General features: G+C 74.5%; 5 protein-coding genes. All 5 read right to left on the reverse strand.

What is annotated here, in order from left to right; genetic code table 11:
- Positions 1 to 97 precede the first annotated feature (97 nt).
- Genes ACWCHM_RS14390 through ACWCHM_RS14410 form a run of 5 tightly spaced genes read right to left on the reverse strand, consistent with a single transcriptional unit; the run spans position 98 to position 15,386 of the window.
- Positions 98 to 5,614: a non-ribosomal peptide synthetase/MFS transporter gene (locus tag ACWCHM_RS14390; RefSeq protein ID WP_454222724.1), complete on the reverse strand. Its 5,517-nt coding sequence runs from the start codon at positions 5,612 to 5,614 to the stop codon at positions 98 to 100.
- Entirely contained in the window at positions 5,611 to 8,748 is a 3,138-nt protein-coding gene (locus tag ACWCHM_RS14395) for a non-ribosomal peptide synthetase (protein WP_454222726.1), read from the reverse strand. The genes ACWCHM_RS14390 and ACWCHM_RS14395 overlap by 4 nt, the downstream gene beginning before the upstream one ends.
- On the reverse strand, positions 8,745 to 8,933 hold the full coding sequence (locus tag ACWCHM_RS14400; RefSeq protein ID WP_204961086.1) for an MbtH family protein: 189 nt from the start codon (positions 8,931 to 8,933) through the stop codon (positions 8,745 to 8,747). Before ACWCHM_RS14400 ends, ACWCHM_RS14395 begins: the two co-directional genes overlap by 4 nt.
- Positions 8,933 to 9,886: a TauD/TfdA family dioxygenase gene (locus tag ACWCHM_RS14405; RefSeq protein WP_281898224.1), complete on the reverse strand. Its 954-nt coding sequence runs from the start codon at positions 9,884 to 9,886 to the stop codon at positions 8,933 to 8,935. Before ACWCHM_RS14405 ends, ACWCHM_RS14400 begins: the two co-directional genes overlap by 1 nt.
- A 25-nt stretch (positions 9,887 to 9,911) precedes the next feature.
- Positions 9,912 to 15,386 (reverse strand): type I polyketide synthase, encoded by a 5,475-nt coding sequence (locus ACWCHM_RS14410; protein WP_454222727.1) that lies wholly within the window; start codon positions 15,384 to 15,386, stop codon positions 9,912 to 9,914.
- Positions 15,387 to 15,398: the final 12 nt, after the last annotated feature.

Genomic DNA, 15,398 nt, shown 5'->3' on the forward strand with positions numbered 1-15,398 from the left:
GTACGCCCCCGGGGCGGCACCGTCCCCGGGGACCGCCGCGGTCGGGGGTCCCGCTGCCGCGCGGGCACGACGGGTGTCGTCGTGCCCGCGCGGATGGTCAGCCGGCCACCGACGCCGGCTCCGGGCGGGCCTTCGCCCGTTCGGCGAGCCGCCGCTGCCGCTCCTGCGCCCCGATCAGGTCGTCGGGGAGCGAGTCGGGCACCTCGATGTCGAACCGGCGCAGCGTCCGGATCGCGAACCCGCCGAGCGTGATCAGCACCAGGGCCAACCCGAAGCAGACGTACGCGAAGCCGATGCCCCGGCCGGGACCGGTGCCGATCACCGCGCCCACCGAACCGGCGAGCGCCCCGCCGTCGGCGAGCATCGGCTCGAACAGCGCGGTCGCACCCGGGGCGAGCAGCGCGAAACCGATCGGCAGGGTCGACCAGGAGATCGTCTGGTTCAGGCTGAACACCCGGCCGTGGAACCGCTGCGGCACCTTCACCTGGACGATCGTGGCGTAGATCGACTGGGCGGTGGTCATCGCCATGGCCAGCCAGAACGCCCCGAAGGCGATCATGACGACGGAGGCGTCCAGGCCGATCAGCACACAGCCGACGGCGGTGCCCAGGTTGCCGATCAGCACCCCGATCATCCGCCGCTGCCGGGGCCCGCCCCACAGCGACATCAGCACCCCGCCGGTCACCGCGCCGATCGCCTCGGCCAGCGCCACCTGCGCCACCTGGGTGGCGGTGCCGAACGACAGCACCAGCGGGGTGGTGAGCACCAGCGCCGGGGCCAGGAAGACGTTACCCAGCGCGAAGTAGCCGAGCATCAGCCGGAAGCCCCGGTGCCGCCACGAGTAGCGCAGGCCGTTGGCGATCGCCACCAGCAGCCGTTCCCGGGGCCGCCAGCCGAGCAGGTCGGGGAAGCGGACCACGGCCAGCGTCAGCACCGCCACCAGGTAGCTCGCCACGTCGATCAGCAGGATGCCCTTGAGGCCGATCGCGGCGAGCAGACCGGCCGCGAAGACCGGCATCAGCAGCATCGCGAACCCGCTGGAGAGCTGGGTGATGCCCATGGCGTGCCCGAGGTAGCGCTTCGGCACCAGCTGCGGCACCGCCGACTGGAAGGCGATCCGCTGGAACGACCCGGCCACCTGGCTCAACGCCACCAGCCCGTAGATGTGCCACAGCGCCAGGTTGTCGGTCCAGAGCAGGGCGGCCAACACGAGCTGGATGGAGCCGGACACGCAGCTGGCGATCATCATGATCCGTCGCCTGCTGACCCGGTCGGTGAGCGCGCCGGCCACCGGCAGCATCAGCACCCCGCAGATCAGCGCCAACGCCCACAGCAGGCCCAGGTCGGCCACCGACCCGGTCCGGGTGAACAGCCAGATCGGCAGGGCGAACGCGGTCAACGCCGAGCCGGTGGTGGAGACCAGCTGCCCGGCGGTGACCGCGACGAACCGGGCCATGCTCGGCTTCACCACCGCCGGGGCCGGCCGGTCGGTGTCGCCGACGCGCTGATGGTCGGTGACCACCCAGCCGGCGTCCTCACCCCGGACCGCCGGGCCCAACGCCGTCACGTCCCCGGCCCGCACGGCCGGGTGCACCTGGGTGACGATCTCGGCCAGCTCGTCGGCCCGGTACTTGAGGAAGAAGTGCCCGGCCTGGTCGAGCACCACCAGGCCCAGGGTGTCGCTGAGGAACTGCCACTCCGCGTACCGCTCGGAGTGGTAGTCGGTCACCGGGTCCTCGGAGCCGACCACCGAGACGATCGGCGCCCGCAGCTTCTCCGCGCCCCGGTCGAGCAGCCCGGTGAAGTACTCCTCCGACGCGCGGGAGTCGGCCCGCATGTTGCTGATGATCCGGTCGGCCTGCTCCGGCTCCAGCTCGTCGGTGTCCACCCCCATGCTCTTGAGCCAGCTCGCGTAGTGCCGGTTGCTGCTCAACTGCTCCAGCCGGTTACGCAACGCCGCGAACGCGCCCTTCGGGCGGGCGAACGGGAACATCGCCCCGATGTAGACGACCTCCAGCTCCCGCCCGGCGGCCTCCACCTTGCGGGCCACCTCGGCGATGATCGCGCTGCCCACCCCGCAGTGGCCGTAGAGGGCCAGCGGACCCTCGATCCGCTCCACGATCTCGGCGGCCACCCGGCTGGTCAGCTCGTCGAACGGCAGGGCGTCCTCGGTCAGCCCGACGTCGTGGCCGGGGATCGCCAGCGACCACAGCGCGTGCCCGGCGGGCAGCGCGTCGGCCAGCGGCTGGTAGACGATGGCGCTGCCGCCGCCGTACGGGACGCAGACGTAGCTGAGCACCCGCCTGCCGGCCGGGATCGGCTTGGTCAGCTCGTAGAGCAGCCGACGCGGGCCGGCCGCCTCGGCGTCACCGGTCATGAACGCGGCCAGCTCGCGGATGGTGCGCTGCTGGAACAGGTCCATCACGCCGACCGCCCGGCCGCCGTGCTCGGCCCGGCGGATCTTCGCCACCACCTGCGTGGCGAGCATCGAGTGCCCGCCCAGGTCGAAGAAGTCGTCGTCGATGCCGAGCGTCGGCACGCCCAGCACCTCCGACCAGATCCCGGCGAGCAGCCGCTCGGTGTCGTCGCGCGGCTCCACCAGGGCCACCGACGCCTCGCGGGTGACCACCGGCGCGGGCAGCGCCTTGCGGTCGAGCTTGCCGTTCGGGGTCAGCGGCAACGCGTCCAGGGTGACGAACGCGGCCGGCACCATGTACTCCGGCAGGGTCTCCTTCAGCGCCGTCTTCAGCGCGGCATGCTCGGCCGCACCCACCAGGTAGGCGGTGAGCCGCTTGTCGCCGGGGCTGTCCTCGCGGACGATCACCGCCGCCTCGGCCACCCCGGGCTGCTCGCGCAGGGCGCTCTCGATCTCGCCCAGCTCGATGCGCAGGCCACGCAGCTTGACCTGGTGGTCGATCCGGCCCAGGAACTCGATCACCCCGGCCGGGTCGGCCCCGGTCGTCGGCCCCGCCGGGTCGGGCACCCAGCGGGCCAGGTCACCGGTGCGGTACAGCCGGGCGCCCGGCTCGCCGGAGAACGGGTCCGGCACGAACCGTTCGGCGGTCAGCGCCGGCCGCAGGTGGTAGCCGCGGGCCAGGCCCACCCCGCCGATGTGCAGCTCACCGGCCACCCCGACCGGGCACTCCCGACCGGCCGGGTCGAGCACGTGCAGCCGCAGGTTGGCGATCGGCCCACCGATCGGCACACCGGTCAACCCGGCCAGCAGCGCCGGGTCGCAGTGCCAGGCGCTGACGTCGATCGCCGCCTCGGTCGGGCCGTACAGGTTGTGCAGGGCGCAGTGCGGCAGCCGGGCGGTGAAGTCGACCGCCGAGGCCAGCGGCAGCTCCTCACCGGAACAGATCACCCGGCGCAGCGCGGTGGCCGCCTCCACCCCCTCCTCGGCCAGGAACACCGTGAGCATCGACGGGACGAAGTGGGCGGTGGTGACCCGCTCGGCCACCAGCACGTCACGCAGGTAGCCGGCGTCCTTGTGCCCGCCGGGCTTGGCCAGCACCAGCCGGGCCCCGGTACGCAGCGGCCAGAAGAACTCCCACACCGACACGTCGAAGCTGGCCGGGGTCTTCTGCAACACCGCGTCGTCGGCGTCGAGCCGATAGGTCTTCTGCATCCAGTCGAGCCGGTTGACGATGCCCCGGTGGGTGTTCGGCACGCCCTTCGGGCGACCCGTCGACCCCGACGTGTAGATCACGTACGCCAGGTGTTCCGGGCCGGCCAGCGGGGTCGGGTCGGTCGACGGCTGGTCCGCCCAGAGGGTCGGGTCGTCCAGCGCCAGCACCGTCGCGTCGACGGTGGGCAGCACGTCACGCAACTGCTCCTGCACCAGCACCACCGGCGCTGCCGCGTCGGTCAGCATGAACGCCAGCCGGTCGGCCGGGTACTCCGGATCCAACGGCAGGTACGCCCCACCGGCCTTGAGCACCCCGAGCAGCCCGGCGACCAGCTCCACGGAGCGCTCCGCGCAGACCCCGACCAGGGTCTCCGGGCCGACGCCGGCCGCCCGCAGCCGGTGCGCCACCCGGTTCGCGGCGGCGTTGAGCTGCGCGTACGTCGTCGAGACGCCCTCGATGGTGACGGCCACCGCGTCCGGGGTGGCCGCCGCGGCCGCCTCGATCGGGCCGTGCAGCGTCTCGGCGGTCGGAAAGTCGGCGGTGGTGTCGTTCCAGGACGCCAGCAGCGCCCGCTCGTCGGCGGGGAGCAGATCCACCGCCGAGACCGGCACGTCCGGGGTGGCCGCGACCGCCCGCAGCAGGGTGCACCAGCGGTCGGCCATCCGGGTCACCGTGTCCCGGTCGAACAGGTCGGTGTTGAAGACCAGCTTGCCCCAGAGCCCGTCGACGGTCTCCACGGCGTGCAGCTCGAAGTCGAACCGGGTGGCCCGCAGCTCCATCGGGGTCCAGTCGAACGTCACGTCGGTGGCGTCGGAGACCCCGGTGAACCGGCCCATCTCGTAGTTCTGCAACACGAACATCGCCTGGAACACCGGCGAGCGGCTGACGTCACGGGGCAGGCCCAACTCGTGGACCACCTTCGCGAACGGCACCTCGGCGTGCTCGAAGCCGTCCAGCACGCTGCGCCTGGTGCGTTCCAGCAGCTCGGTGAAGGTCGGGTCACCGCCCAGCTCGGCCCGCAGCGGCAGCATGTTGATGAACATGCCGACGACGTTCTCCAGCTCCGGGGCCGACCGGCCGGCCACCGACGCGCCGACCGCGAAGTCCTCCTGCCCGGCGTGCCGGGCCAGGAACACCTGGTAGGCGGCGAGCAGGGTCATGAACAGGGTGCCACCGGACTCCCGGGTCAGCGCCGTCAGCCGTCCCGTCTGCGCCGGGTCGAGCCGGAACTCGACGAAGTCGCCCCGGTAGGTCTGGGTGGCCGGGCGGGGACGGTCCAGCGGCAGCTCCAGCGGGGTGATCCCGGCCAGCCGGGACTTCCACCAGTCCAGATGCGACCGGGCCGCCGGGCCGCCCAGCTCCTGCGCCTCCCAGACCGCGAAGTCGCCGTACTGCACGGGCAGGGTGGGCAGCTCACCCCCCTGGTAGGCGGTGATCAGATCGCGCAGCAGCACGTCGACCGACCAGCCGTCGCCGACGATGTGGTGCTTGCTGAGGAACAGCACGTGGTCGTCGGCGGCCAGCCGGATCAGCAGGGCCCGCAGCAGCGGCCCGGCCGCCAGGTCGAACGGCGCGAGCGAGGCCGCCTCCACCAGTTCCTGCGCGGCCCGCTCGTCCGGGGCGTCGACCACGGTCAACGGCACCTCGACCGCGTCGGCGACCACCACGGTCGGCTTGCCGTCGGCGTCGGCGGGGAACCGGCTGCGCAGCGACTCGTGCCGGGCGGTCAGCGCGGCCAGGGCGGCGCGCAGCGCCGTGACGTCGAGCGGGCCACGCACCCGCAACGGCACCGCGATGTGGTACGCCGCCTCACCCGGGGCGAGCTGGTCCATGAACCAGACCCGCTCCTGGGCGTACGACAGCGGCACCTCGACACCCTCGGGCCTGGGCGTGATGCGGGCGGCGGGCGTGGCCTGCCGTCGGCGTAACCGTTGGGCGATCAACGCCGCCCGGGCGGCCTCCCGGGAATCCTTCAGGTCCGTCATGTGGGGGTGTCCTTCTCCGCCGCCAGCAACGCGGCGACCTCGGTCTCGGAAAGCTCGTCCAGTTCGGCGGCGATCTGCGCCTCGATCTGGGCGGCCAGGTCGGCCACCACGGGGCTGCCGAACAGCGCCCGCATCGGCAGGTCGACGTCCACCTCGGCCCGGATCCGGGCCATCGCCCGCATGCCGCGCAGCGAGTTGCCGCCGAGGGCGAAGAAGTCGTCGAGCGCGCCGACCTTCTCCACCTGGAGGATGTCGGCGTACACCTCGGCGACCAGGGTCTCGGCGTCGGTGCGCGGGGGGACGTAGCCGTCCCCGGCGACGGACTCCGGCGGGGCGGGCAGCGCGGCCCGGTCCAGCTTGCCGTTCGGGGTCAACGGCAACGCGTCGAGCCGGACGAACGCCGCCGGCACCAGGTGCGCCGGCAGCTCCCGGGCCAGCTCGGCGGCGAGGTGCGTCTCCTCGGCGGTGCCGACGTGATAGCCGACCAGGGTCGGCTCACCCGAGTCGGTGCGGACGGCCACCGCCGCCTGGTGCACCTCCGGGTGCTCCCGCATCGCCGCCTCGATCTCGCCCAGCTCGATGCGCATCCCCCGCACCTTGACCTGGTCGTCGCGGCGGCCCAGGTAGTCCAGGGTGCCGTCGGCCCGCCACCGGGCCAGGTCACCGGTGCGGTACATCCGCTGCCCCGGCGGGCCGTACGGGCAGGGCAGGAACCGCTCGGCGGTCAGGCCGGGCCGGCCCAGGTATCCCCGGGCGAGCTGGTCACCGGCGACGTACAGCTCACCGACCACCCCCGGTGGGACCGGCTGCCCCGCCGCGTCGAGCAGGTACACCCGGCTGGTGGCGGTGGGCCGGCCGATCGACACCGGGCCGGCGGGCACCGGCTGCCCGGGGGCGATCCGGGCGGCGACGCAGCCGACGGTGGCCTCGGTCGGGCCGTACTCGTTGACCACCGCCACGTCCGGGTGCGCGGCCCGCCAGTCGGCGAGCTGCTCACCGGTGAGCGCCTCGCCGCCGATCACCAGGTCGGTGGTGGGCGACAGGGCCTCCTCCAGCAGCGGCAGGTGACTCGGGGTGACCTTGAGGAAGGTCGGCCGGCCACCCACCCGCGCCGCCGGGGAGTCGATCCCGGCCAGCCGCACGGTGCCCCCGGCGGTGAGCGGACCGAGCAGCCCGGTGACCGTCAGGTCGAACGAGACCGGCGAGTGCAGCAGGGCGGTGCCGGCCAGTCCCGGGTAGGTGTCCCGGGCCCAGGCCAGGTACGCGGCGATCGCCCGGTGCTCCACCACCACACCCTTGGGACGGCCGGTCGAGCCGGAGGTGTAGAGCACGTAGCCGGGGTGCTCCGGGCGCAACGGGGCGACCCGGTCTGCGTCGGTGAGGTCCGCCCCGTCGGCGGCGGCACCACTGTCGGCGTGCGGGCCGGCGACCCCGTCGACCAGCAGCGCGTCGGCCGGCACCAGGGCGGCGGTCTCCGTCACGGCCAGCACCAGCGCCGGCGCGGCGTCGGTGAGCAGGTAGCCGATCCGGCCCGCCGGGTAGCCGGTGTCCACCGGCACGTACGCGCCGCCCGCCTTGAGCACGGCGAGGATCGCCACCAGCAGCTCCGGGCCGCGCGGCAGGGCCAACGCCACCCGGGACTCCGGGCCGACACCCCGGCCCACCAGCACCCGGGCCAGCCGGTTCGCGGCGGCGTTGAGCTGCGCGTAGGTGAGGCTGACATCGTCGCAGACCAGCGCGGTGGCCGCCGGCGTGGCCGCCACCTGCCGCTGCACCTCGTCGACGACCGTGGCCGACGGTCCGGCCGTGGCCGTCCCGGCCCAGCCGCCGAGCACCAGGTCCCGTTCGGCGTCGGCGAGCAGCGGCAGCGCGGAGACCGGCTGGCGCGGGTCGGCCACCGCCGCGTCGAGCAGCCGGACGTAGCGGGCCACCACCGCCTCGGCGGTGACCCGGTCGAACAGCGCAGTCCGGTAGACCAGCCGGCTCTCCCCGGTGGTGATGTCGAACGCCAGGTCGTCCTTGGTGGTGCCCAGCTCCACCGGGTCCAGCCCGGAGTCGGGGATGAAGTTCAGCGCGGTCTGGAAGATCGGCTGCACCGACGGGTCCCGCTCCGGGGCGACCGCCTCGACGATCGCCTGGAACGGGGTCTGCCCGTGCTCCAGGGCGTCGACCAGCCCGTCGCGGACCCGGCCGAGCAGGTCGGTGAAGCGCGGGTCGCCGCCGACGTCGCAGCGCAACGCCACCGGGTTGACGAACATGCCGATCAGCGGGGTCAGCTCGGCGGTCTCCCGGCCGGCGGTGGAGACCCCGACCACCACGTCGGTGTCGCCGGAGATCCGCGACAGCAGCGCCGCGAAAGCGGCCAGCAGCACCATGTACGGCGTCGCCGCCGACCCGGCCGCCAGCCGGGTGACCCGGTCCAGCAGGCCGGCGGGCAGGTCGAAGCGCACCTCGTCACCGGCGAAGCCGAGCTGCGCCGGGCGGGGCCGGTCCAGCGGCAGGCCGGTTACCTTCGGGGCACCGGCGAGGTGCCCGGTCCAGAACGCGAGCTGCCGGTCCCGTTCCACGCCGGCGAGCTGGTCGCGCTGCCACACCGCGAAGTCGGCGTACTGGATGGGCAGCTCCGGCACGGCGGCCGGCACACCGGTCGACGCGGTCCGCGCGAACGCGGCGACCTCGGCACCGAACAGCACCGCCGAGTGGCTGTCGAAGACGGCGTGGTGCACCACCAGCAGCAGCGTCCACCCGTCGTCGAAGCGGATCAGCCGGGCCCGCCACAGCGGCGGCGCGTCCAGTGGGATCGGGGTCCGGGCCAGCTCGGCGCGCAGCGCGTTGGACCGCCGCAGCCGCTCCGGCTCGGTCAGCCCGCGCAGGTCGTCGACGGGCAGCCGGGGCGGCTCGTGCTCCCGGACCACCTGCACCAGGGTGCCGTCGTCGACCCGCAGGTGGGTACGCAGCGCCTCGTGCCGGGCGACCACCTGACCGAACACCTCGGTCGCCGCCTCGGCGTCCAGGTCGGCGGGCAGCCGGCACGGCACCGACACGTTGTAGACCGGCGAGGCCGGGTCGAGCTGGTTGGCGATCCAGACCCGTTCCTGGGCGAACGAGGCGGGGAAGGTCCACTCGCGGGTCATGCCGTCTGCTCCCGTACCGAACGCGGGCGCATGTCGGTCCAGACCTCGTCGACGTGGGCCAGGCACTCCTCGCGGCTGCCGGTGAAGCCCGCGTCGAGCCAGCCGGCGGGCAGGTCGCGGTCGGCCGCCCAGATCGAGTACTGCTCCTCGTCGTTGCGCACGACCAGGAATCGGGTGTCGGCCATCAGTTCGCTCCAGCGGTGTCGGGGGTGTGCGGTTCGGCCATCGCGACGGCGATCTTGCGGGGGCCGGTGAACGGCTCGCGCCCGTGCGCGGCGGTCATGTTGTCGACCACCAGCACGTCGTCGCGCCGGTAGTCGAAGCGGACGCTGGCCGCCCGGTACGCGGCCCGCAGGTGGTCCAGCACGTCGGCGGGAATCTCGCCGCCGTCGCCGTAGTAGGTGTTCGCCGGCAGCCCCTCGGGGCCGAACATCGCCAGCAGCCCCTCCTGGTAGTCCTTCGGCAGGGTGCTCAGGTGGAAGAAGGTGGCGTGGTTGAACCAGCGCGGGGTGTCCGAGCCGGGCCGGTGGTGCACCACGTCGCGCACCGCCCGGGTCCGCAGCCCGTCCTTGCCCACCCACTCCAGCTCGATCCGGTTCGCCGTGGCGTACGCCTGCACCTGCGCGCGGTCGTCGGTGCCGAAGACGTCCTGCCAGCGGGTGCCGAAGTCGGCGTGGAAGTTGCGCACCAGCAGCCAGCGCCGCCTGACGAACTCCTCGCGGACCGCCGGGTCGATCTCGGCGTACACCCGGCGCACGTCGGCCAGCGGGGTCGCGCCGAGGGTCTGCGGCGCGGTGAGGCAGTAGAAGAACAGCGTCAGCGGCCAGCGCGCCTGGTACGAGTTCTCGTTGTGCAGGAAGATCTCCTCGTCCGGCGGGTAGTCGGTCGAGGTGTAGACCTTCCCCTTGATGGCGTGCCGGGGCGAGGACCGCTCGGTGTAGGTCAGCGGTTCGCCGGAGAACGCCCGTACCACCGCGTCGAAGCCGTCCACCCCGCCCACGTCGAAGCCGCGGAACAGCAGCCCGCCGTGCGCGACGAGGGTGGCGCGCAGCTCGGCCCGGCGGCGGTCGATCAGCTCGGTCAGGGCGGTGCCGTCGTTCTCGACGACGACCGGCAGCGTGGCGATCGTGTCGCTCATTGCGTGGTCTCCTGTTTTCTCGACGTCAGGCGCGGGGTAGCCGCGGGATGGCGGGGATGGTGGCCGGCGCGGCCGGTTCGTCGGCGGCGGCGGCCCGCAGCTGGGTGATGCGCTCGGCCAGGCCGGCCACGGTCGGGGTCTCGAAGAGGCTGCGCATCGGCAGCCGGACCCCGGTCGCCTTGCGCATCGCCGCGATCAGCTGGACCGCGACCAGCGAGTTGCCGCCGAGGGCGAAGAAGTCGTCGTCCACCCCCACCTCGGCCACCCCCAGCCCGTCCCGCCACACCCCGGCGATGGTGACCTCCAGCTCGGTACGCGGGGCCGCCGAGCCGCCGCCGGTCGCCGTCGCGGCGGCGGTCGACGGCTCCGGGTCCTGCTCCAGGGAGTCGGTGGTGACCCGGGCGGCCCGCCGCCGGATGTCCGCCACCGTCCGGGTGGCGATCACCACCTGCGGGCCCAGGCCGGCGGTGAGGCTGCGCCGGAACGCCTCCGCGCCGTCGACCGGGCGGATGTCCTCGGTGGCCGCCCCGGCTGCCGGGTCGGCCGGGGCCGCGTCGGCGGCACCTGTCAACCCGCCGGTGACCGCGCCCTGGTCGACCCGGCGCAGCACGAAGTCGCCGATCGCGACGAGTTCCCGCCCCTGCGGGTCGGTCAGCGACAGGTCGGCGGCGACCACCTCGTCGGTGGCGCTGGCCCGGTGCCGCAGGTGGCTGTGGAACACCGCCGGCAGCGGCCCGCGCACCACGATCCGCCCGTACGACAGCGGCAGGTAGGTGCCGTCGCCCTGGCCCCGGCCGAACGCGGTGGCCACGTCCAACAGCGCCGGGTGCAGGCCCCACGCGGGCAGGTCGGCCCGGACCGGCTCCGGGGCCTCGATGCGGGCGAGTTCCTCGCCGTCACCGAGCCGGTGCTCGGCCAGCGACGCCCAGCGCGGGCCGAAGGTCAGCATGCTGGTGCGGCCCCGGCCGAACGAGGCGTCGTCGTCGACCCGCCGGCCGTCGACCACCGGCACCCGGGCCGGCGGGGCGGCCTCCACGGTCCACCCGGCCGAGCCGCGCACGTGGGTGCGGAGCTGGCCGGCGGCCAGGCTGCGGACGGCGAAGTCGACGCCGTCCTCGGCCGGGGTCAGCTCGACCCGGTACTGGGCGACGGTGCCCTGCGGCACCGCGAACGGCTCCAGGAACACCACGTCGCGCAGCTCCACCGCGGCCTGTGGGGCGGGGGCGGGCAGCCCGGCGGCCACCGCAGCCCGCACCGACTCCAGGTGGGCGGTGCCGGGCACCACCGGCACCCCGCCGATGCGGTGCTCGTCGAGCAGCCAGTGGGTGTCGGCGGAGACCAGCCCGTGCAGCACCGTCGACTCCGGTCCGACCACCTTCGTGGTGAGCACCGGGTGCTCCACCGGCGTGGTGACGGTGTCCCGGCCGGCGGCCCGGAACGCGGCCGGCGCGGCGGTCTCCACCGCCATGCCGACCTCCGCCCAGCCACCCCAGTTCTGCGCCAGCACCGGGGCCCGGAAACCCGCGCCGGAGCGGGCGAAGGCGTCGAGGAAGGCGTTCGCCGCGCAGTAGTCGACCTGACCGAAGCCGCCGATCACCGACGTGATCGACGAGCACAGCGCCACGAAGTCCAGCGGCAGGTCACCGAAGACCTCGGCCAGGGCGAGGGTGCCGGTGAGCTTCGGGGCGAGCACCCGTTCGGCCTCGGCCCGCTCCTTCACCTCGGCCATCCCGCCGCCGGGCAGGCCGGCGGCGTGCACGATGCCGTCCAGCCCGCCGAACTCGGCCTCCACGGTGACCCGGACCCGGCGCAGGTCGGCCGGGTCGGTGACGTCGGCGGCGAGCACCAGCACCGTCGCGCCGGCCGCCTCCATCCGGCGGATCGCCGCGATGGCCCGGCCGGCCCGGTCCGCGCCGCCGTGCACCGCCAGGTGGTCGTCCCACCGCTCACGTGGCGGCAAACCGGAACGGGCCAGCAGCACCAGCTTCGCCCCGGCCCGCCGGGCGAAGTCCTCGGCGAGGGTGACGCCGACGCCGCCCAGGCCGCCGGTGACCAGGTACCGGCCGCCGTCGCGCAGCGCCCCCGACCCGGTCTCGGCGGCGACGGTGACCTGCTCGTAGCCGGTCACCCAGCGGCGGGTGCCGCGCAGCGTCACCTCCGCCCGCTGCGGGTCGACCGGGCGGCGCAGCTCGGCGGCGAGCGCGTCGACCCCGTCGCCGGCCGGGTCGGCGTCGACCAGCCGGACGGCCAGGCCGGGCAGTTCGGCCGGCAGCACCCGGGCCAGGCCGGCGAGGGTGGCGTGCTCGGGGCGGACCAGGTCGGCACCGGTGACGTCGCCGACGCCCGCGGTGACCAGGTCGAGGGTGAGTGGCCGCTCCCCGGCGGTCGCCCCCGCACCGGCGAGCGCCTGCACCAGGTGCAGGGCGTCGAAGAAGCCGCGCTGCTGGGCGTCCCAGGCGGCGGTCGCGTCGAGGCCGGCCGGCGTGCCGTCCAGGGCGAAGGCGTGCACCAGCCGGGCCGGCACCCCGCCCGCATTCAACGCCGCGACCAGCGCGTCGTGGTCCTCCCGGTGGCCGGGGCGCAGCCGGTACCCGTCGTCGGTCGCCGTGAACGCCGCGCCGGGGCGTACCACGACCGGGTCGTCACCGGCGGCCCGCAGCGCGTCGAGGAGCGCCTCGGCGCGCGGACCGGCGGCGAACACCAGGCAGCGACCGCCGGGCACGGTCGCCGGGTCGGCGGCGGCCTGCCGCCACACCGGCACCGCGAACCACCGCTCCAACGGCTGCGGACCGGCGTCGGCCGGGGCGTCGGGCGTCGCCGCCACCGGGTCCGGGTCGACCCAGTAGCGCCGACGCTCGAACGGGTACGTGGGCAGCGGCACCCGCCGGGCGGCCGGGTCGGCGTCGAGCCGCACCCCGGTCCCGGCGCACCACAGGGCGGCGGCGCTGGTGAGCAGGGTGGCCAGGTCGCCGGTGGGCTCGCCCGGGCCGGGCAGGCTGCCCAGCGGGGTCAACGCCCGCTGCTCCGGGGAGCCCTTGGCGACCTGCATCCGGGCCAGGTTGGCCAGTTGCCGGCCCGGACCACACTCCAGCAGCGCCCAGGTGCCCGCCCCGAGCAGGGTCGCCACGCAGTCACCGAACCGCACCGGCTGGCGCAGGTGCGCCGCCCAGTACGCCGGGTCGGTGGCCTGTTCGGCGGTGATCCAGGTGCCCGTCACGTTGGACAGGAACGGGATGGCCGGCGCGTGCAGCGGCACCGTCGCCATCAGCGCGGTGAACTCGGCCAGGATCGGGTCCATCATCGGCGAGTGGAACGCGTGCGAGGTGCGCAGCGGCTTGCTCTTCTTGCCGCTGAGGCTGTCGGCGAACGCCGCGACGGCCTCGCTCCTGCCGGCCACCACGCAGGTGCCGGGCCCGTTGACGGTGGCGATCGACAACCCCTCGGGCAGCCGGGCGGCGACCTGCGTCTCGTCGAGCGACACGGCCAGCATCGCCCCCGCCGGCAGCGACTGCATCAGCCGGCCCCGGGCGGCGACCACCCGCAGCGCGTCGGGCAGGGTCAGCACCCCGGCGACGGTGGCGGCGACGTACTCGCCGATCGAGTGGCCGATCATCGCCGCCGGGCGTACCCCGGCCCGCTGCCAGTGCAGCGCCAGGGCGTACTCGACGACGAACAGCGCCGGCTGGGTGTAGCGGGTCTCGGTGAGCTTCTCCGCCGCCTGCGGGTCCCGGCCGAGGATCAGGTCCCGCAGGTCCAGGCCCAGCTCGGGCCGGAGCAGCGCGGCGCACTCGTCGACGGTGGCGGCGAAGGCCGGCTCCTCGGCGTAGAGCTGCGCGCCCATCCCGGCGTACTGGGCGCCCTGGCCGGAGAAGAGGAACGCGGTGCGCGGCGCGGCGGCGTCGACCACCCCGGACTGACGGCGGCGCGGGGTGCGCAGCGCGGTCACCGCCTCGGCCAGGTCGGTGGCGACCACGGCCACCCGGTGCGGGTACTCCTGGCGGCCCACCCGCAGCGTGTGCGCCACGTCGGCGAGCAGTTCCGGCCCGCCGTCGGTGGCCGCGGCCAGGTGGTCGGCGAGCCGGGTGACGGCGCTGTCCAGCGCCGACGCGGTCTTCGCCGACACCGTCAGCAGGTGCGCCGGGCGGACCCGCCGGTCCGCGCGGTGCGCGGCCGGCGACTCCTCGAGCACCACGTGGGCGTTGGTGCCGCCGATGCCGAACGAGCTGACCCCGGCCCGGCGCGGCCCGCCGTCGGTGTCCCACTTGGTCAGGGTGTTCGCGACGTAGAACGGGGTGTCGGCGAAGTCGATGCCCGGGTTGGGGGTCTCGTAGTTGATCGTCGGGGGGATCAGCCCGTGCTCCATCGCCAGCACCGTCTTGATCACGCTGACGATGCCGGACGGCTGGCTCAGGTGCCCGATGTTGGACTTCACCGAGCCGATGCCGCACCAGCCCCGCTCGTCGGTGTCCCGGGTGAACACCGCCGACAGGGCGGCCACCTCGATCGGGTCGCCGAGTGCGGTGCCGGTGCCGTGCGCCTCGACGTAGCTGATGGTGCGCGGGTCGATCCCGGCCATCCCGACCGCCTGGGCGATCGCCTCGACCTGCCCGTCGACGCTGGGGGCGGTGAAGCCGACCTTCCCCGCGCCGTCGTTGTTGATCGCGTTGCCCAGCACCACCGCGCGGATCGTGTCGCCGTCGGCGACCGCGTCGGAGAGCCGCTTGAGCAGGGTCACCCCGACGCCGCTGCCCCAGACCGTGCCGTTGGCCCCGGCGTCGAACGGCCGGCACCGGCCGTCGGGCGAGGTGAAGCCGTCCATGCCCAGGTAGCCGACGTGCGGCAGCTCCACGTTGACCCCGCCGGCCAGCGCCATGTCGCACTCGTGGTTGCGCAGCGCCTCGCAGGCCAGGTGGAAGGCGACCAGCGAGGTCGAGCAGGCGGTGTGCACGGTCAGGCTCGGCCCGCGCAGGTCCAGCCGGTACGACACGTTGGTCGCCACGTAGTTGGGCGAGTTGCCAGTGGCCAGCGAGACCGCGCCGTGCGGGTTGCCGCCGACGCGCTTGTTGCGCAGCACGTACCGGTGCAGGTAGGTGTTGCCGCCGGTGCCGGCGTACACGCCCACCGCACCGTCGTAGCGGGCCGGGTCGTAACCGGCGTCCTGCAACGCGGTGTAGCAGCTCTCCAGGAACAGCCGGTGCTGCGGGTCGGTCATCTCCGCCTCACGGCTGGTCATCCCGAACAGCCCGGCGTCGAAGGTGTCGTACCCGTCGATCAGCGGCGCCCGGTTCACCCAGCCCGGGTCGTCGACCTCGTCGGCGCTCGCGCCCCGGGCGAGCTGTTCCTCGCGGCTCAGCTCGGTGACCGACTCGACGCCGTCGACCAGGTTGCGCCAGAACGCGTCGACGTCGGCGGCACCGGGCAGCCGGGCGGCGAGCCCGACGATGGCGATGGGTTCGATGCCGTCGTCGGTGGGCGGCACGGTGGCGATCTCGTTCTGCATCGGGGTTGTCCT

The sequence above is a fragment of the Micromonospora sp. SCSIO 07396 genome, from assembly GCF_053667945.1.